13 protein-coding genes are annotated in these 18,694 nt (G+C 68.3%); 8 read left to right on the forward strand and 5 right to left on the reverse strand.

Features of this window, described 5'->3' with window-relative positions; all coding sequences use genetic code 11:
• Positions 1 to 75 precede the first annotated feature (75 nt).
• A complete protein-coding gene (locus PX554_RS00920) occupies positions 76 to 2,472 on the reverse strand; it encodes a DUF3772 domain-containing protein (protein WP_275498168.1) in 2,397 nt (798 codons plus the stop codon).
• 114 nt (positions 2,473 to 2,586) lie between these two features.
• Between PX554_RS00920 and PX554_RS00925 the strand changes: the two genes are divergently transcribed.
• Positions 2,587 to 2,844 carry a hypothetical protein gene (locus PX554_RS00925; protein WP_093225518.1) on the forward strand — a complete coding sequence of 86 codons (258 nt, stop codon included), beginning with the start codon at positions 2,587 to 2,589 and terminating at the stop codon, positions 2,842 to 2,844.
• Between the two features lie 70 nt (positions 2,845 to 2,914).
• Here the strand turns inward: PX554_RS00925 and PX554_RS00930 are convergent, their stop codons facing one another.
• Positions 2,915 to 3,553 (reverse strand): outer membrane protein, encoded by a 639-nt coding sequence (locus tag PX554_RS00930; RefSeq protein ID WP_275498171.1) that lies wholly within the window; start codon positions 3,551 to 3,553, stop codon positions 2,915 to 2,917.
• A 359-nt stretch (positions 3,554 to 3,912) separates the two neighbouring features.
• Here PX554_RS00930 and PX554_RS00935 point away from each other — a divergent pair, with 359 nt between their 5' ends.
• Complete coding sequence (locus PX554_RS00935) at positions 3,913 to 4,653, forward strand: DUF72 domain-containing protein (protein WP_275498173.1); 741 nt, start codon at positions 3,913 to 3,915, stop codon at positions 4,651 to 4,653.
• Here PX554_RS00935 and PX554_RS00940 read toward each other — a convergent pair.
• Positions 4,623 to 7,739, reverse strand: coding sequence for a helicase-related protein (locus PX554_RS00940; protein WP_275498175.1), 3,117 nt, complete (start codon positions 7,737 to 7,739; stop codon positions 4,623 to 4,625). The two genes, PX554_RS00935 and PX554_RS00940, sit on opposite strands and share 31 nt — an antisense overlap.
• A gap of 193 nt (positions 7,740 to 7,932) precedes the next feature.
• On the opposite strand from PX554_RS00940, the gene PX554_RS00945 reads away from it, so the two are divergent.
• The 3 genes from PX554_RS00945 (at position 7,933) to PX554_RS00955 (ending at position 11,879) form a co-directional block, all read left to right on the forward strand.
• Complete coding sequence (locus tag PX554_RS00945; RefSeq protein ID WP_275498176.1) at positions 7,933 to 10,320, forward strand: membrane-bound PQQ-dependent dehydrogenase, glucose/quinate/shikimate family; 2,388 nt, start codon at positions 7,933 to 7,935, stop codon at positions 10,318 to 10,320.
• 72 nt (positions 10,321 to 10,392) lie between these two features.
• Positions 10,393 to 10,590 carry a hypothetical protein gene (locus tag PX554_RS00950; protein WP_275498177.1) on the forward strand — a complete coding sequence of 66 codons (198 nt, stop codon included), beginning with the start codon at positions 10,393 to 10,395 and terminating at the stop codon, positions 10,588 to 10,590.
• Between the two features lie 86 nt (positions 10,591 to 10,676).
• The gene (locus PX554_RS00955; protein ID WP_275498178.1) at positions 10,677 to 11,879 is read left to right on the forward strand and encodes a dicarboxylate/amino acid:cation symporter; all 1,203 of its coding nucleotides are present in this window, start codon (positions 10,677 to 10,679) and stop codon (positions 11,877 to 11,879) included.
• Positions 11,880 to 11,985: 106 nt separating this feature from the next.
• Here the strand turns inward: PX554_RS00955 and PX554_RS00960 are convergent, their stop codons facing one another.
• Both PX554_RS00960 and PX554_RS00965 read right to left on the reverse strand, forming a co-directional pair.
• A complete protein-coding gene (locus tag PX554_RS00960) occupies positions 11,986 to 12,987 on the reverse strand; it encodes a class I SAM-dependent methyltransferase (protein WP_275498179.1) in 1,002 nt (333 codons plus the stop codon).
• On the reverse strand, positions 12,957 to 13,874 hold the full coding sequence (locus tag PX554_RS00965; protein WP_420833408.1) for an iron-containing redox enzyme family protein: 918 nt from the start codon (positions 13,872 to 13,874) through the stop codon (positions 12,957 to 12,959). The genes PX554_RS00960 and PX554_RS00965 overlap by 31 nt, the downstream gene beginning before the upstream one ends.
• Before the next feature lie 282 nt (positions 13,875 to 14,156).
• On the opposite strand from PX554_RS00965, the gene PX554_RS00970 reads away from it, so the two are divergent.
• The 3 genes from PX554_RS00970 to PX554_RS00980 all read left to right on the forward strand — a co-directional run bounded on the left by PX554_RS00970 (position 14,157) and on the right by PX554_RS00980 (position 18,637).
• A complete protein-coding gene (locus tag PX554_RS00970) occupies positions 14,157 to 16,070 on the forward strand; it encodes a CocE/NonD family hydrolase (RefSeq protein WP_275498180.1) in 1,914 nt (637 codons plus the stop codon).
• Between the two features lie 63 nt (positions 16,071 to 16,133).
• A complete protein-coding gene (locus PX554_RS00975; RefSeq protein WP_275498181.1) occupies positions 16,134 to 17,927 on the forward strand; it encodes a diguanylate cyclase in 1,794 nt (597 codons plus the stop codon).
• Positions 17,928 to 17,959: 32 nt separating this feature from the next.
• Positions 17,960 to 18,637: an HAD-IA family hydrolase gene (locus PX554_RS00980; RefSeq protein ID WP_275498182.1), complete on the forward strand. Its 678-nt coding sequence runs from the start codon at positions 17,960 to 17,962 to the stop codon at positions 18,635 to 18,637.
• Positions 18,638 to 18,694: the final 57 nt, after the last annotated feature.

Raw genomic sequence — 18,694 nt, forward strand, 5'->3', positions numbered from 1 at the left:
CGCCCTGTAATCTTGGGTCTGAACACGGATTTGCGCGATTTCGCGCCCGGTGCCAACGCCGAAGTCGGCGCGCGCCTACGGCGTTCCGCCCGTTCCGCCGATCACGCCCTGCGCGCCGGTCGGCTGCGCGCCGATCCATTGCACCTGCTGCGGCGTGGTGCCCAGCTCGATGCCGGCTTCCGGCAGCTTCGTCAGCAGTTCGAACCAGATGTCGCTGCGCGTCGGATAGACCGCGCGCGGCGAGTTCACATAGGCGAAGCTGTTGAAATTGACGCGGCCATCGACGAGCGAGTCGATGAACAGCACCGGTTTGGGATCGTCTAGCACCGCCGGCTGCGCGTCGTAGATCGCCATCAGCATCGCGCGGACCTGCGCGATGTCGCTCCCCATCGGCACCGAGAATTGCAACTGGATCCGCCCGATCGGATCGGACAGCGTCTTGTTGACGATCGACTTGGTGATGAGCTCGGAATTGGGCACGATCAGCGTCGAGCGGTCCGCGATCTGGATCTCGGTGGCGCGCACGCTGATCCGCTTCACGTCGCCCTCCTGATCGCCGATCCGCACCCAGTCACCGATTTTGACCGGACGCTCGGCGAGCAGGATCAGGCCGGACACGAAATTCTGCGTGATCGCCTGCAGACCGAAGCCGATGCCCACCGACAGCGCCGAGAGCAGCAGCGCGATCCGCTCCACGCCGATGCCGAGCGACGCCAGCGACCACAGCACGACGAGGATCAGCCCGATATAGCGCGCGACCATCGCGATCGAGTTGCGCGCGCCCGCGTCGAGCTCGGTCGCCGGCAAATAACGCGTGGTCAGCCACTTCTGGATGCCGCGCATCACGAACAGCCCCACCGCGAGCACCGCCGCCGCGCGCAGGATCGCACTCGGCGAGATCGTCACCTGACCGATCGTGATGCCCTGCGCGATCCGGCTGATCTGCCCGAACAGAGTCGGGATGTCCGATCCGAACGGAAACAGCACAAGGCCCATCGCCAGCAGGATCATCATCAGCCGGAGCAGCGCGGACAGGGCCACACCGAACTGGTCGATCAGGCTGCGGCGCACCCCGAAACCGTGATGGACCGCGTCGGCGAGCTTGCCGTCGCGGCGGAACACCGTCGAACAAATGTCGTCGATGCCCACCAACAGCAGATATAATGCCGCCGCGACCACCGCGATCCAGACCGTGAACCGCGCGAGGAAATAGGCAAACGCCACATATCCGGTGGCGAGCGACACCGCGGATACCGCCAGCACCACCCAGGTGGTGAGCGAGAGGAAGGCGACGATCGACTGATCGCCGTGCTCCTCGTCCGCCGTCCGCGCAGCGGTCGCGCGCATGCGCGCGCCGGTCAGCAGGATGCCGAGCACGAGCATGAGATAGAGGACCGTGGCGAAGGCTTCGGTCACCGCCTGCACCGGGCCGCTCGCGCCCACGCCGCTGCGCACCGCGAGCAGCAGCACGCTCAGCATCGTCACCGCCGCCGCCGCGAAAGTCCACGGGCGCAAGCGGTTGGCGCTTTCGTCGGTGAGATCGACCAAACGCCACGATGCCTGGCGGCGCTGGAGCAGCGCGCCGCCCAGCGCCGCGATCAGCGCGGCGACGAAGCTGGTCTGTTCGAAGTTCGCGGCCAGCTTGTCCCAGGCCGGCGCGATCATGCCGCCCGCGCGCAGCCCGCTCACCACCGCGACCGAAGCCAACCACGGCACCAGCGTGCCAACGAACGTAAGCCACAGCGCGAGACCCGAACGTCGGATCCGATTGCCGGGCACCCGCTCGATGACGTAGCGCCGCCCCGCCGCGCGCAGCCCGATCCGCACCGGCCAGATCAGCGCGATGCCGACGATCAGGCCGAACAGCGCCGCCGGCAGGCCACCGCGCAGCGCGCCGGTCCTGATCGCGTCGGCCTCGGCGCCGACGAAGGCGCTCAGCCGCCGCCCGTCACGCGGCAGCGAGCGAATCAAAGGCCCCCAGAAATCCGGCGTCAGCGGCGAGGCGACCTGCACCGACATCCGCTCCGAAAAGGCTTCGGTGCGGCTGCGGCCGATCTCGGCGGAAAGCTGATCCGCCTCGGTGCCGAGCAACTTGCCGCGCTTGATCGCCGAATCGACGACCGAGCGCTGGCGGGTGAGCAACTTGCGCTGCGCCTGGATGTCCGGCGTCTCGATCACGCCGGGCGTGACCGGCCCGATCTGCGCGACGCGCGCGTCGATGAGCTGGAGCTGCGCCGACAGCGCGGCGACCTGCATCGCGCTATCCTGCTTCACGGCGTTCGCCCGGTCCTGCAACGCCTCGGCCTCGACCGGATCGGTATGGCCGTTGAAGGCGGCATCGACCGCGTCGAATTCGCGACCGTCATTGTCCAGCGCGCGGGTGGCGGCGATGATCGGATCGACATCCTGCGCGACGGCGGGGGTGATCGCCAGGAGCATGGACAGCAGCGGCACGAAGAAGCGCGAAATCATGCCGCTCCCTATCGCCTGCCAAACGCCAAGCCCAGATGGAACGCGCATCGCGTTATGGCTCGATCCGCGCCGATCCGGTAGGCGGTGCGGTGACGCGTGTGATGGAGGTGCCTGATGTCCGACGATTACGCGCATGGCCAGCGGGACGGCCTGCGCCTCGCGCTCGCGATCCTGGCGGCGGAGGAGGCCAAATGGGCCGCTTTGCTCGGCGAAAGCCGGTCGTGGCGCACCAACGCGATCCGCGATGTGCGACACAAGACGCTGCAGGTCGCGCAGAAACGGGTCCAGACCGCGCTCAACCGCCTGACACCCAAGGGCGGTACCGAGATCGACGTCGAACTCGCGTCCGCACTTGAGAAGGTCGGCCTCTGAGACCGGGCATGAGAAAGGGGCGGGGAATGTCGCATCCCCCGCCCCTTCCAGGCACACCAAGCCGGACGGCTTAGAAGTGCGTGATGACGCCCATCATCGGGCGGAAGCTGTGGAAATCGCCATAGGTGTTGACCTCCGCGCGGATACGGAAGCCCGCGTTGCCGGTGATGCCCTTCAGGCCGATGTCCTTGGGGCCGAACTCGGTGCCGATCCCGTAGGTCATGTCGTTATAGTTCTTCTTGTTCCGGTTGCCGGTCGAATAGGTGGAATAATGGTCGAAATCGACCCACTGATAGCCGACCTTGCCGTAGAACATGCCGCTATCGCCGGCGCGGACACCGAAGCGGCCGGCGGCGCCATATTCCCAGTCGATGTTGCCGGAAACGCCCTTGGCGACGCTACCTTCCACACCGACGAACACCGGCCCGAGCGGAACGTTGACGCCCGCGATGCCCTGCACCAGCGCGCCGGCGAGGCGATAGTTGTTCCGCAGCGAACCATTGGCGTTCAGCGCGCGCGGGATGCCGTGGTTCGGCTCGTTGTCGAACTGCTCCCAGCCGCCCATCACGCCGACATACGGCTCGATCCCGAACGCCTTGGTGCCGTCGGGCGCGGTCTCGGTCCCGGCCGGAGCCGCCGTATCCTGAGCGACAGCCGGAGCGGCTGCGAAGACGGCCAGAGCGGCGGCGGCGAGTTTAAGTTTCAGCATCTTTATGACCTTTTAATCTGACACGTCGGGCTGGCCGCCGAGGCGTCCGGTGTCCCGAGGCCCACTGAACTAGGTTCGACCGCGGTTGTTGCACTGCAACGGCGATTAATCGGCAACCGCCGAATTTGTCACATTTCTGCAACGGTTTCTTGCGGCAGGATGAACGAAAGGCGGCGACTTTGTGGCCTGCGTACGCTCAGGCGCCTCAGGACGAAAGTGTGGCGCAGAGACCGGATGCCGGTTTCGGCCGGCAAGCAACGCATTGGAACACGCAACCCCCGGCGTCCGCCCGCCGTTCCAGCAGCAACAGGAACTTTGCGTTATTCCAATATGATGCAAGTTATTGCGGATATGGTGCAATGGTGACGGGAACGGCTTTCAGGATCGGCACGGCAGGTTGGGCGATCTCGGCCGCGACACGCGGCGACTTTCCTGCCCAAGGCAGCGGGCTTGAACGCTATGCCGCGCGACTTGGCGCGGTCGAGATCAACAGCACGTTCTACCGCCCGCATCGCCCATCGACTTTCGCGCGTTGGGCGGCGAGCGTTCCGGCCGATTTCCGTTTCGCCGTGAAACTGCCCAAGACGATCACCCACGGCGCCCGGCTGGTCGGGTGCGACGACCTGCTGAGCGCGTTCGCCGGACAGATCGCACCGCTCGCGGAGCATCTCGGTCCGCTGCTAGTCCAGCTTCCGCCGAGCCTCGTGTTCGACCGGGCGGTCGCGGTTGATTTCTTCGCGACGCTGGCACGGACGATTCCCGCGCGAGCCGTGTGTGAGCCGCGGCATCCATCCTGGTTCGAACCCGAAGCCGACGCTTTGCTCGCCGAACACCGCATCGCCCGTGTCGCCGCCGATCCGGCTTTGTGCGAGGCCGCCGCACGCCCCGGCGGGTGGTGCGGTCTCGCCTATCACCGCCTCCATGGCAGTCCGCGAATGTATCGCTCGCCCTATTCGGACGAGCAGGTGCGGACACTCGCCGCGCGGATCGCACACGGCCAAGCGGCGGAAAGCTGGGTGATCTTCGACAACACCGCTTCGGGCGCGGCGCTGCCGAACGCGCTCGCACTTCAGGCCGCGAGGTCTTCCAGCAAAGCGTGAACGCGCTCACTACGGGCGGGGTCGTCGGCGGGCTCGCGCAGCAGCAGCCGCCCGTTCTTCTCGTCCAGCCCCGCCGCCTTCGCATCGGCATCGAACCCGCGCCTGGGCGTGAGCGCGATCGCCGCCGTGCCGGCATCGATCCGCTCGATCCTGAGCGCATGCGCGGCGATCCGGATGCGCGCGCGCAGCATCAGAGCGGCGGCGGCGGGCGGCAGCGGCCCGAAGCGATCGAGCAATTCCTCCTCGAACGCGTCGAGCGCGGCATCGTCCTCGATCCGCGCGTAGCGAACGTAGAGCGCCAGCCGCACGTCGGGTTCGGGTATCCAGCTTTCGGGGAACGCGCCCGCTTCGCCGAGATTGAGTTCGGGCGTCCAGTGCTCCACCGTTTCGCCCCGCGCCTCGCGCAAAGCGCCGCCGAGCAGATGCTGGTACAGATCGGTGCCGATCAGCTTCATATGCCCGGTCTGATCGTCGCCGAGCAGATCGCCCGCACCGCGCATGTCGAGATCGCGCGCGCTGATCTCGAAGCCGGCGCCGAGCCGGTCGAACGTCGCCAGCGTGCGCAGCCGCTTGAGCGTGCGCTCGCCGATCGCATCCTCGGTCTTGGTGAGCAGGATCACCTGCCCGCGCCGGTTGCCCCGCCCGACGCGGCCGCGCAACTGGTGGAGCTGCGCCAGCCCGAAGCGGTCGGCGCGCCAGACGATCATCGTATTGGCGCGCGGCACGTCGAGCCCGGCCTCGATGATGTTGGTGGCGAGCAGGATGTCGCCCTCGCCTTCCGCGAAGCCGACCATCACCGCGTCGATCTCGGCGGCCGGCAGCTTGCCGTGCGCCTGTACCAGCGCGAGGTCGGGCGCGGCGCGGCGCAGTTTCTCCGCGAGCGGCGCCATGTCCTCGATCCGCGGCACCACGACGAAGCTCTGCCCGCCCCGGCTTTTCTCGCGCAACAAGGCGGTGCGCAGCCGCGCGTCGTCATAATGGTCCACGCTGGTGCGGATCGGCTGGCGCCGCGCCGGCGGGGTGCCGATGACCGAGATTTGCTGGAGCCCGACCAGCGCCATCTGCAGCGTGCGCGGGATCGGCGTGGCGCTGAGCGCGAGCAGATGCGTCTCGCCCGATCCGCGCAGCCGCGCCTTGTCAGCCGCGCCGAAGCGCTGCTCCTCGTCGATCACCACCAGCCCTAGCTTGGCATAGCGCACGCCCTTGCCCATCACCGCGCCGGTTCCGACGACAATCTGGATCGATCCGTCGGCGAGCCCGGCCTTGACCGTCTTCTTCTCCGCCGCGCTCGACAAGCGCGAGAGCCCGGCGACGGTGATGCCAGATGCCGCGAAGCGACGGCGGAAGCTTTCGAGATGCTGGCGGACCAGCACGGTGGTCGGCGCGGCGACGATGACCTGATAGCCAGCGAGCGCGGCAAGCGCCGCGGCGCGCAGCGCAACCTCGGTCTTGCCATAGCCCACGTCGCCGACGACGAGCCGGTCCATCGGTTTGCCGCTGGCGAGATCGGCGCGCACCGCATGGATCGCGCGCGCCTGGTCGGCGGTCTCGTTGAACGGGAAGCCGTGGACGAACCGCTCATAGGCGGCGGGATCGGGTTCGATCACCGGCGCGGTGAGCGTCTCGCGCGCTGCCGCCAGCTTGGCCAATTGCCTGGCGCTTTCCGCGATCGCCGCCTGGATCGTGCCGCGCCGCTTCTGCCACGAGGACCCGTCGAGCTTGTCGAGCGTGACCGCATCGGCATCCGCGCCATAGCGCCAGATCCGGTCGGCATCGTCGATCTCGACCAGCCGGCGCGCGCCGTCGGCATATTCGAGCGCGATCATCTCGCGGCCCGCGCCACTCGCCTCGGGCGCGGGTTCGAGGCCGGCGACGCGCGCCGCGCCGTGATCCTCGTGGATGACGACGTCGCCGATGCGAATGTCGCCGACACCGCCGTTCCAGCGCTCCGACGCCAACGCCGGTACATCATCGAGCACCGCGCGGCTGCCGAGCAGGTCGCCGGCAGCGATCACGATCCGCTGCGCGTCGACAAACCCGCACTCGACCGGCATCACGATCGCGCTCGCCGCGCCGGGCGTGAGCGCGGCAAGGTCGGCGAGACTGTCAGCCTCGCCGATCTCGATGCCGAGCCGCTTGGCGATCTTGCCGCGCAAGAAGCGCAGGTCGCGCCGGCTGCCGGCCAGCACCAGCGCGCGCGTATCGAGGCGTGGCGTCGCGAACTTGGCGAGCGCGGCCAGCGCGCCGCGCTTTTCCGCGAAACGCGGCACAGGCTCGAACTCCTCACCGATTTCGGCGATCTTCCAGTCCGCCAGCGCCGCCGTCCAATCCGCCTCCGCGATGGCATCGACCGCCCCGCCGCCGCGCTCCGCAGCATCCGACGCCAGTTGCAGAAACCGCGCGCGCCGCCGGTCGGCCTTGTCGGCCAGCACGATCGCGCCGGTGGTCAGGTGCGACAGGATCGGCACCGCCTGGCCGAGCGGCGGCTCGGCGGCGCGACCGATTTCGAGCGCGTCGAGCGTTTCGACGGTGCGCTGGGTGGCGGGATCGTACGATCGGATTTCGGTGATCCGCCCGTCGGCGATGTCGATCCGCGCCGGCAGCCCGGCATCGGCAGGATAGATGTCGATCACGGCGTCGCGGATCGCCATCTCGCCCGGCTCATCGACGCGGTCGTCGGCGAAATAGCCGAGACCTTCGGCCAGCGCGGCGAAAGCCTGCGCGTCGATCGACGCGCCCGCGCGCAGTTCGGGCGGCGCGCTGTCGAACGCCTCGGCGGGCGGATAGCGCCGCGCCGCCGCCTCGCCACTCAGGACCAGCGCGACATGCGCGCGGTCCTGCCGCTGTTGCACAAGCCGCAGCCGCCGCAGCGCCGCGACGCGCTTGCCGGTATTGGCCGGGGACGCTGGCGAGCTGTCCCCCGGCAACGCATCACTCGACGGCACGAAGATGACGCGATCGTCCGACAGCAGCGCGCCGAGCGCGGCGGCGAGCGCCTCGGCCTGTTGCTCATCGTCGGCGAGGAACACGACATCCTGCTCGGCCAGCATCTCGGCGAGACGAAATGCGGTGAAGGCGAGGTTCACGCGCCGGGGTCCGCGTAAATTTCCGCGACACAACGCTTTCTCGGGGAATCAGCCATTATCTCTCCACTTCAGGCAGGCAAGAACAGGAGAGCGCGAACGGTGTTCCACGCGGGAGATGCGCGAACCTGAATCGCATGGCGGAACCATCGCGCCGCCGCGATGGTATTGCGGCAGTCGCTTCGCGGAGTCTCCCATGCCCCATACCAGCCATCCTGCCCGGCTGCCGCATATCCTCGCCGTGCTGATCGGCACGGTCGGGGTGCTCAATCTGGTCGGCGGCGGGTGGCTGATCCTGCTCGGCGGAAGCCTGTTCTACGCGGTCGCCGGTCTCGCGATGCTGGCGACGGCGGTGCTGCTGTGGCGGCGGAACGTCGCGGCGCTCCATCTGTTCGCCGCGCTGGTGCTCGGTACGGTGATCTGGGCATGGGCCGAAATCGGCGCGGACTGGTGGCCGCTGGTGCCGCGCGGCGACCTGATCTTCCTCTTCGGCGTACTGCTCGTGCTGCCGTGGACGGTGAAGCGCCTCACGCCGCGTACCGGCTGGCTGCGCGGCGCGGGGCCGCTGGCGGCGATGCTGGCGCTCGCCGCGCTGTTCGGCGGCGTATCGCTGGCGCGCGATGTGCATGACCTCGAAGGCACGCTGCCCGGCCCGCCCAACGCGCTCGCCGCGAACCTGCACGGGGTTCCCGACGACGACTGGCAAGCCTATGCGCGAAGCTGGTACGGTGACAAATTCTCGCCGCTCACGCAGATCACGCCCGCCAACGTCGGCAAGCTCAAGGTCGCGTGGCAGCTCGAGACCGGCGACCGCAAGCGCGATACCGATCCGGGCGAGACCACATATGAAATGACGCCGATCAAGGTCGGCGACACCGTCTATCTGTGTACGCCGCATGATTGGGTGATCGCGGTCGATGCCGAGACCGGCAAGGAGCGTTGGCGCTTCGATCCCAAGATCGCGACCTCGAAGACGAACATGCAGCACCTCACCTGTCGCGGCGTGTCTTATTGGGACGGGGCGAAAGCCGGGGCGCGTGTGGACGATTGCCCGCAGCGTATCTTCCTCGCCACCAACGACAGCCGGCTGATCGCGCTCGATCCGCGCACCGGCGCGCCGTGCCGCAGCTTCGGGCGGAACGGCACGGTCAGCCTGCTGCCCGGCCAGACCGACTATAATCAGGGCTGGTATCAGGTCACGTCCGCGCCGCTGGTCGCGCGCGGCATGGTCGTGACCGGCGGCGCGGTGTTCGACAACATTTCCACCAAAGTGCCCTCGGGCGTGATCCGCGGCTATGACGCCGCGACCGGGCGGCTGGTGTGGAACTTCGATCCCGGCAACCCTGACGACACCGCGCCGCTCGGCGCCGGCAAGCATTATACTCCGTCGTGGCCGAATAGCTGGAGCACGCCAGCCGCTGACGAGGCGCTCGGCCTCGTCTATCTGCCGATGGGGATGGGCGCGGTCGACCAATGGGGCGGCAACCGCCCGGCGACCACCGAGAAGTTCGCGACTTCGGTACTCGCGCTCGACATCGCCACCGGCAAGCCGCGCTGGATCTACCAGACCGTCCACCACGACCTGTGGGACATGGACGTGCCCGCGCAGCCCGCCCTGGTCGATCTCAACCTGCCAGGGCGCGGCGCCGTTCCGGCGCTGGTACAATCAACCAAGACCGGCAATCTGTTTGTGCTCGACCGGCGCACCGGCGTGCCGATCTTCCCCGCGCCCGAACGCCCGGTGCCCGGCGGCGCCGCGCCGGGCGACCACACCGCGCCGACGCAGCCCTTCTCCGCCGTGTCGCTGATGCCGCAGCGCGCGCGAGAGACCGATATGTGGGGCACGACGATGCTCGATCAGCTCTGGTGCCGCATCCGCTTCAAGTCGCTCGATTATCAAGGTCCGTTCACGCCGCCCTCGCTCAAGGGATCGCTCGTGTTTCCCGGCAATTTCGGGGTGATGGACTGGGGCGGCATCTCGATCGATCCGGTGCGTCAGGCGATCTTCGCCCATCCCAATTACGTCGCCTTCGTCGACCGGCTGGTGCCGCGCAAGGACGATAGCGGCGGCCCGAACGAACGCGGTCCGGCGGGTGGATCGGATCGCAAGGGCTCCAACGAGCAGGGCTATAATCCGAATACCGGCGCTCCGTTCGCGGTCGACATGAACCCGTTCCTGTCGTTCGCCGGCCTGCCCTGCCAGGCGCCGCCCTGGGGCTATGTCGCCGGGATCGATCTGACCACCGGCAAGACGGTGTGGAAGCACAAGAACGGCACGATCCGCGACGAGACGATCCTGCCGCTTCCGTTCAAGCTCGGCGTTCCCTCGCTGGGCGGACCGATCACGACCGCGGGCGGCGTCGCCTTCATGGCGGCGGCGATCGACGATTACGTCCGCGCCTATGACACGCGCACCGGCAAGGTGCTCTGGCGCGCGCGTCTGCCCGCTGGCGGTCAGGCGACGCCGATGTCGTATCGCTCGGCGGCGAGCGGCCGGCAGTTCGTCGTCGTCGTCGCGGGCGGACACGGCTCGCTCGGCACCAAACTCGGCGATCACGTGATCGCTTACGCTCTGCCGAAATAGACGGCACCGACACGCCGCCCGGGCGTTCACCGCACAGCGGCGTACCCCCGCGCCGCGCATCAGGAGGATCTCATGGCCGACGAAACCGCCGCCCCGACCAGCAACGGCAAGACAGCGCTGACCGACGCATTCCGCGAGCACTTCTCGGGTGACGCACCCCTTACCGAGAAAGCCAAAAGCTTCGCCAAGGCCCGCCCGTGGACGAGTGCCGCCTTCCTTGGCGTCGCCGCCATTGCGGTACTGAACTCGATCCGCGGCGTCCGTCGCTAACCGATCAGCGCGGCGCGGCGGGTCACCGCAGCCGCCCGCCGCGCCGCTCGCAGCGGCTTTCCCACCCCGCCACCCGCGAGCCCGCCATGAACCTTCGTTCGATCCTGATTCTCGCGGGCCTCGTGCTCGGCCTCGGCGTGGGCGCGCTGCTCGGCGACTCAGCGACCGGGATAACGGTCGTGGCGGTGGCACGGCCGATCGGGACGCTGTGGCTCAACGCCTTGACGATGACGGTCGTGCCGCTCGTGTTCTCGCTGCTGGTGACCGGGATCGTCGCCGCCGGACGTGAAGCGGGCGGCAGCCGGATCGGCATACGCGCGTTGGTCTGGTTCGCGATCCTGCTCGTCGCGGCATGCCTGCTCAGCGTGGTGGTGACGACGGTGCTGCTCGATGTCTGGCCCGTTCCCGCCAGTGCGGCGGCCCTGCGCACCGGTGCCGACGCCGCACCCGCGATCGGATCGACCAGCGACTGGCTGACCGGCTTCATCCCCACCAACCCGATCAAGGCGGCGAGCGACACCGCGATGACGCCGCTGGTGGTCTTCGCGCTGCTGTTCGGCTTCGCGATCAGCCGGATCGAGCCGGAGCTTCAGCGCCAGCTCGACCTGGTGTTCAAGGCGATCGTCCAGGCGATGCTCGTCATCGTGCAATGGATCCTGTGGCTCGCGCCGATCGGCGTCTGCGCGCTCGCGATCGGCGTGGGCGCGAAGATGGGCACCGGGGCGGCGGGGGCGCTCGGACATTATGTCATCGTCATCGCGATCGCCTGCATCGCCACCGCGCTCGCCTGCTACGTCGCCGGCCCGCTGCTGGGGCGTGTTTCGCCGCTGGCGTTCGCACGCGCGGTGTTGCCCGCGCAGGTGGTCGCGCTCAGCACGCAGTCCTCGCTCGCCTCGCTCCCGGCGATGATCGATGCGGCGAATGCGCTCGGCGTCCGCAAGGCGGAGGCGGGCGTGGTGCTGCCGCTGGCGGTGTCGATCTTCCGTGCGGCCAGTGCCGCCGCCAATGTCAGCGTCGCGATCTACCTCGCGCACCTGCTCGGCATCCCGCTCGGCGCTGGGCTGCTGTTGCTCGGCGCATGCGTCGCCGCGGTGGTGAGCCTCGCGGCGGTCGGCCTGCCCGCGCAGGTTTCGTTCTTCGCGACGATCGGCCCGGTCTGCCTCGCGATGGGCGTGCCGATCGGCATCCTGCCGCTGCTGCTGGCGGTCGAGACCTTCCCGGACATCTTCCGCACCGTCGGCAACGTCACCGCCGATCTCGCGGTCGCGCGGATCGTGGGGAGCCGCTAGCCGCGTTCGGCTGGGCAGGACGCGGTGCTGGAGGCGGGGCGCGCGTGACACGAAGGACAGGCACAGCGCGCAGCGATCGCCTACCCGCGGCCCGCACGCAGGATCATCACGCCGGTCGGGTCAGAACCGCCGCGACTAGTGCGATCCGCTCGACATCGGCATAGCCGGGCTGATCGAGTTCCTCGCCGAACACGTCAGGGTCCAGTTCGCGATAGTCGAGGCCGAATCCCCCTGCCGATGCTGCGTCGGCGAGCGCCCGCTTCAGCGCATCGTCACCCTCGACGATCGCGCTGCCGGTGTACAGGATCATCCTGCCACCCGGCGCGAGCCGGTCGAGCGCCATGCGCGTCATGTCGAGCGAGAGTTGCGCGCCGTGCATGCCGCCGCCGTCGCGGTACAGGCGGCTATTCGCATCGATGATATAGGGCGGATTGGCCGTGATGACGTCGAACGCGCCCTCGACCGTGTCGAGCGTCGGTGCGTGATGCGCGTTCACCGTCACCCCGGCGGCCGTGGCGTTGATGCGCGCGAAGCGTAGCGCGCGCGGATTGATGTCGGTCGCGCAGACCTGCGCGTCGCGACAGGCCGACGCGGCGACGATCGCCCCGACGCCCGAGCCGGTGCCGATATCGAGGATGCGCAGCCGCGCACGAACGGCAATTGAAGCCAGTTCCACGCGGATCAGATCGGCGAACCGGTAACTGTCCGGGCCGAAGAACACCGCATCGGTATCATGAGTCGGATAGGCCGAATGCAGGAACAGCCGGTCGTGCAGCGACGACACGCGAACGCGCGATCGCGACAGCGCGCCATCGGCGTGCAACATTCCCGCGCGATCGAGCAGCATCTCGACCTCGGCGTCGATCTCGCCGCGCGCGAACGGCAGCGACCAACCCAGCACATCGCGGACACAGCGCGCGCGTTGGCGGTCCGCACGCGCCACCACACGCGCATGCGTCAGCGGCGTCGGCGTGACGAACGCATATCCACCTTCGTCCAGCCGCCGGAGCAGCGCCAGCAACGCCGCGTCTTCAGATCCCGAGGCAACCGTATCGGCCTCCCCGGCATGCGCCGCAATCACCCCCGCGACCGGTCGCCGCCGTTCCACAACGACGCGCGATACTGATCGAAACAACGCTCGCCGCAGCGCAGCCGGATCAGCGCGCCTTCGGCGATCGCGGTCGCGCGCCGCGGGTCTTCCGCCACTGCCGGGCGCAGCGCCTCGCGGTTCCAGTCCTCGCTATGCTTGATGTCGAGCACGGCGTGGAGCTGGAAGTAGCGGCGCTCGCGATCGGACAGGCCGATACGGCGCAGACCCTGCGCGACGCACGCGGCGCGCGCGGGCGCGGTGAGTTCGATGACGCCGAGCGCACCGACCGAATGCCACGCGTAACGCCGCGTCGTGGCCATCGCGGTCATCGCATTGGCGAGCGAGAGGCTCTGCCACACGGTGTTCTCGATCACCGGGTTGACCTCCAGCGTCTCGACCAGCGCATCGAGCATCGGGCCGTGCATGCCCTTGGCGTTGCCGCGTCCCATCTCGTCCCAATAGTTGCGGGCGAGCTCCATCTTGGGGGCGGTCGGCAGCTTGACCTGCGTATAGGCGACGAGATCGTCGAACCCGGCCTCGCCGGCGGCCTCCTGCTCGAAGAACCAGCGCAGTTCGTCGCGCGTGGCATGTTCGGCGAGCCACGGGAAAAGCGGATCGCCCTGCCCCGGCCCCGTCGCCTTCAGCTCTTCGAACCAGGCGATGAACCCTTCGACATCGGTCGGCGCGGCCGCCGCCTCGTCGCGGATTTCGGCGCGCAGTTCCTCCAGGAACGCACCTTCCAGCCGCAACATGCGGCTGTCGCGCTCGAACTGGCCCTGCCAGTCCGCGCTCGGAAAGCCGGGCTGGAGCCGCTCCCGGTTCCAGCGGGCGAGGCCGCGCTGGAAACTGTCGGTCAGGAACTGCGACGTGCTGGTGGGCACGCCTTGATCTAGAGTGTGAAGCAAGGGATCGATCCTCTCAGTCTTGCCGCTCCAACGAACCGACTTCGCCGAAGTTGCTTTCAGGGGCGGAGTCCCGCGCCACAATCGCGTTGATATACCTCAAGTCCTCGGCGCGGCGGGCCGCGACGTGCCCGGTCTGCGCGGCCACCAAACGATGCTGGAGGCCTGTCGCGAAGCGCGTGCCGTTCGGGGGGACTTGCTCTAGCGGCATCGCCGCGCCGAAATCCGCCTGTGCGAAACCCGCGCGCTGTGGCACGGCGGGACGAGACTGAGGACAGGACGGATATGAAGACTTTCGGGAAGCTGCTGGCCGGCGCGGCCTTGATGATGGCGGCTGCGAGTGGCGCGCAGACCCTGCCCAACGGCATCCCGGCCAAGTTCACGCCGGTCCGGACCACGTTCGACTACGACCGCCGCGAAGTCGACGTGAAGATGCGCGACGGTGTCACGCTGCACATGGTGCTGATCGTTCCCAAAGGCACGCGCGACGCGCCGATCCTGCTCGAACGCACGCCTTATGGCGCCGACAAGGCGACCAGCCGCGCGGAGAGCAGCCATGGCGTGATGCTGGTGGGCGCGGCGTTCGCCGAGTTCCTCAAGGCCGGTTACATCCTGGCGTTCGAGGATGTGCGGGGCAAACATGGTTCGAAGGGCCAGTATGTCAACGAACGCCCGCTGATCGGCCCGCTCAACGGCACAAAGGTCGATCATTCGACCGACGCCTATGACACGATCGACTGGCTGACCAAGCACGTGCCGGAATCGAACGGCCGGGTCGGCATCGTCGGCACCAGCTATGACGGGATGATGGCGGCGATGGCGCTGGTCCATCCCCACCCCGCGCTGAAAGCCGCCGCGCCGATGAACCCGGTCATCAACACCTGGATGGGTGACGACGACTTCCATGGCGGCGCGTTCCGCCAGATCGGATATGATTACTATTTCAGCCAGGATACCGCGCGCGGCGAGGGCGATGATCTGTGGCGCGACGCGTACGACGACTATGACACCTTCCTGCGCGCCGGCTCCGCCAGCGGCTTCGTCAAGAGCCGCGGACTCGACCAGATCCAGGTCGTCAAGGATCTGCACGATCACCCCGCCTATGACGCGTACTGGCAAGCGCAGGCGCTCGAGACGATCCTGCCCAAGCAGCCCCAGACCGTACCGACGCTGTGGATCGCCAGCCAATGGGATCAGGAGGACATGTACGGCGCGGTCGCCGCCTATGAAGCGGTCAGCAAGAGCGACCCGAACCACGTCAACCATCTGGCCTTGGGGCCGTGGGCGCATGGCGGCTGGAGCGGCACCGGCGACAGCTTGGGCGCGATCCGCTTCGGCTCGGATACCGGCGCGTGGTTTCGCCAGCAGGTGCTGATCCCGTTTCTCGACGGCCACCTCAAGACCGGCGGCACCCCCGCCGACATCGCGCCGGTCACCGCGTTCCAGACCGGCACCAACACCTGGCAGCGGCTGCCCGGCTGGCCATCGGCCTGTGCGGCCGGCTGCCCGGCGCCGACGCGGAAACTGTATCTCCAGGCCGACGGCGCCCTCGCCTTCACCGCGCCCTCCGCAGAGGGCGCGGACGAGTATGTGTCGGACCCGGCCAAGCCGATCCCCTACCGGCTTCGCCCGATCCGCCCGACCTACGCGACCGGATCGACGTGGCGGCAATGGCTGGTCGACGACCAGCGCCCGTTCGCCGACCGCACCGACGTGCTGACCTATCAGACCGCACCGCTCGATGCCCCGGTCGCTCTGGCCGGCGCGCCGGTCGCAGATCTGATCGCCTCGACGACCGGCAGCGACGGCGATTTCGTCGTCAAGCTGATCGACGTCTACCCCGACGAATATGCCGAGAAGCCGGAACTCGGCGGCTATCAACTGCCGGTCGCCATGGACATCCTGCGCGGCCGCTATCGCGAGAGCTTCTCCGATCCCAAACCGATCACCCCGGGCGCGGCGCTCAGCTATCGCTTCGCCTTGCCCAACGTGAACCACGTCTTCCTGCCCGGCCATCGCATCATGGTGCAGATCCAGTCGAGCTGGTTCCCGCTCTATGATCGCAACCCGCAAACCTTCGTGCCGAATATCTTCGATGCGAGGCCACAGGATTACCGCAAGGCGACGATCCGCGTGATCCATTCGCCGGCACAGGCCAGCGCGATCGAACTGCCGGTGGTGGACGCCCCCGCGAAATAGCGCTCCGCCATACCACGAACCGCGCTTAACGCTTCATCATGATCCTCAGAGTATAAGACAGCCATGCGGCTCGCGACCATCACCAACTGGGCATATGGCATCACCGTGCTGCTGACCCTCGCCTCGGGCAGCACGATGCTGCTGGCCTCCTCCGCCCAGGAGCGCGAACGCGTCGCGATGGTCCAGCGCGCCGATCTCGACCAGGCGACCTCGACCATCGACGAGGACGTCGCGCAGTTGAGCAGCCTCGCCCGCCAGTTCGCGATCAGCGGCAGCCAGGCCGATCTGATCGCCTATCGCCGCGAGTCGGGATTGCTGAAAGCGGTGGAGACACGCACCGCCGCGATCCGCGACGCCGGCGCGACCGCACCCGAGCTGCGCGCGCTCCATGAGACGCTGCACTGGGCCGATGCGCTGCGCGGCGAACAAGCCACCGCGATCGAGGCGCGCGCGCGCGGGAATCAGCAGGCGGCGCTGGCGATCCTGTTTTCGCCGGAATATGAGCGCGAGCTCGACCGCATCCAGTCGAGCGTCGAGCATTTCCAGGACCGTATCGATCAGCGCACCGCTGCCGCCGTGGACCTCGCCGTCTCGGCGTCGCGCACGTGGCGCCGCGTTTCGGAGATCGTGCTCGGGCTCACCGGCCTCGTGTTTCTGTGCGTTTTGTTCTTCGTATTCCGCCAGCGCGTGCTGCGCCCGGTCGTGCGGCTGAGCGATGTCGTTACCCGGCTCGCCGCGCAGGACTATGCCACAGAATGGCCGCATTATCCGCAGGTCGACGAGATCGGCGACATGGCCCAGGCGCTGCGGGGCTTCCGCGAGAACGGCATCGTCCGGCAAAGGCTGGAGAAGGAGCGCGATGCCGATCGCGCCGTCCGCGATCTGCTGTCGCGGATGACGCAGCGGATGCAGCGCTGCGACAGCGTGCAGGATCTCACTGGCGTGATCGAGCGGTTCGCGCCCGAAGTCGCGCCGCGGCTCGCCGGCAGCTTCTATCTGTTCGATCCCGAACGCAACGCGATGCAGGTCGCGGCGCAGTGGCACGGCCCGGTCCGTTCGCGCGACGCATTCGTGGCGATGGCGTGCTGGGGGCTGCGGCGCGGCCGGCAGCATCGGCCGGCGGGCGATCATATCGATGTGCCGTGCGATCATGTCGTGCAGGACGGTGACACGCTGGTCGACAGCATCTGCCTGCCGCTGATCGGCCAGAACGGCATACTCGGGCTGCTGTACTTCGAACGCCGCGGCGACACGGCGGAGATCGGCCCGGACGAGAATTACCTCAAGATGCTCGCCGAGAATGTCGGCCTCGCGCTCGACAATCTGCGGCTGCGCGACGCGTTGCGCGCGCTCGCGATGGTCGATCCGCTCACCGGCCTTTCCAACCGCCGCCAGCTCGACGACGCGTTCGAGGCCAGCCTGGCAGTCGCCACGCGGACCAACACGCCGGTCAGTTGCGCGATGATCGACGTCGATCATTTCAAGCACTTCAACGACAAACACGGGCATGACGCCGGCGACGCCGTGTTGCGCGCGGTCGGCGAGGCGCTCAAGCGTTCCATTCGCAGCGAGGATCTCGCGTTCCGGTACGGTGGCGAGGAGTTCCTGCTGCTCATGCCGGGGCTTGGCGTCGCCGATGCCCGCGCGCGCGCCGAGGATATCCGCGCGCGCATCGCGAACTTGGCGGTGCGGCATGACGACCGCGATCTCGGCCCCGTCACCGCGTCGATCGGCGTCGCCAGTTGGCCCGAACAATGCGCCGCCGACCGCCTCGTGCAAGCCGCCGACGCCGCGCTGCTGCGGGCGAAGCGCGGCGGCCGCGATCAGGTCGCGACCGTGGTGACACGCGACACTTGATCTCCGCGCCATTTCCGGGGAACGCGGGCGCGATGACCAAGCCCCCCATCCCCTATTCCGATCGCCGCTTTCAGGCGCTTCTGTTCGACATGGACGGCACCTTGCTGACCTCGATCGAGTCCGCGGAGCGCGTGTGGTCGCGCTGGCTGACCCGCCACGGCCTCGATCCGCTCGACATCCTGCCGACCATCCACGGCGTCCAAACGCTCGAAACGATCCGCCGGCTCGGTATTCCCGGTATCGACCCTCGGCAGGAGGCGGACTGGATCGCCCGCGAGGAACTCGCCGATCTCGAAGGTGTCCGCGCGATCGAGGGCGCCGCCGAGTTCGTCGCCGGCCTGCCGCATGACGGTTGGGCGATCGTCACCTCCGCCACCCGTACGCTGGCGGAAGCGCGGCTGGCGGCGGCGGGGCTGGTGCCGCCGCCCCTGTTCATCACCGCCGAGGACATCGCCAACGGCAAGCCCGCGCCCGATTGCTATATCGAGGCGGCACGCCGCCTCGATGTCGACGTGACGCAATGCCTCGTGTTCGAGGATGCGCCGGCCGGCATCGCGTCCGGTCGCGCCGCCGGTGCGGACGTCGTCGTCATCACCGCGACGCACACGCATCCGCTCGCCACCGATTATCCCAGCATTCGCGACTATCGCGGTCTCACGACCGCGCACTCAGAAGGTATGGCCATGCTGCGGGCCGGCACGGCGCGCTGAGCGTCCCGGCGCCCCAACCGGCGCTTGTACTCCCCCGCATGTTCGCGCTACCAACGC

This window comes from Sphingomonas pollutisoli, assembly GCF_029167165.1.
In the GTDB taxonomy this organism is placed as follows: Bacteria; Pseudomonadota; Alphaproteobacteria; order Sphingomonadales; family Sphingomonadaceae; genus Sphingomonas; species Sphingomonas pollutisoli.

Bases quoted from the DNA above. Each gene is read 5' to 3' on its own strand.
- PX554_RS00920 (WP_275498168.1), bottom strand. From the start codon at position 2,472: ATGATTTCGCGCTTCTTCGTGCCGCTGCTGTCCATGCTCCTGGCGATC.
- PX554_RS00925 (WP_093225518.1), top strand. From the start codon at position 2,587: ATGTCCGACGATTACGCGCATGGCCAGCGGGACGGCCTGCGCCTCGCG.
- PX554_RS00930 (WP_275498171.1), bottom strand. From the start codon at position 3,553: ATGCTGAAACTTAAACTCGCCGCCGCCGCTCTGGCCGTCTTCGCAGCC.
- PX554_RS00935 (WP_275498173.1), top strand. From the start codon at position 3,913: ATGGTGACGGGAACGGCTTTCAGGATCGGCACGGCAGGTTGGGCGATC.
- PX554_RS00945 (WP_275498176.1), top strand. From the start codon at position 7,933: ATGCCCCATACCAGCCATCCTGCCCGGCTGCCGCATATCCTCGCCGTG.
- PX554_RS00950 (WP_275498177.1), top strand. From the start codon at position 10,393: ATGGCCGACGAAACCGCCGCCCCGACCAGCAACGGCAAGACAGCGCTG.
- PX554_RS00955 (WP_275498178.1), top strand. From the start codon at position 10,677: ATGAACCTTCGTTCGATCCTGATTCTCGCGGGCCTCGTGCTCGGCCTC.
- PX554_RS00970 (WP_275498180.1), top strand. From the start codon at position 14,157: ATGAAGACTTTCGGGAAGCTGCTGGCCGGCGCGGCCTTGATGATGGCG.
- PX554_RS00975 (WP_275498181.1), top strand. From the start codon at position 16,134: ATGCGGCTCGCGACCATCACCAACTGGGCATATGGCATCACCGTGCTG.
- PX554_RS00980 (WP_275498182.1), top strand. From the start codon at position 17,960: ATGACCAAGCCCCCCATCCCCTATTCCGATCGCCGCTTTCAGGCGCTT.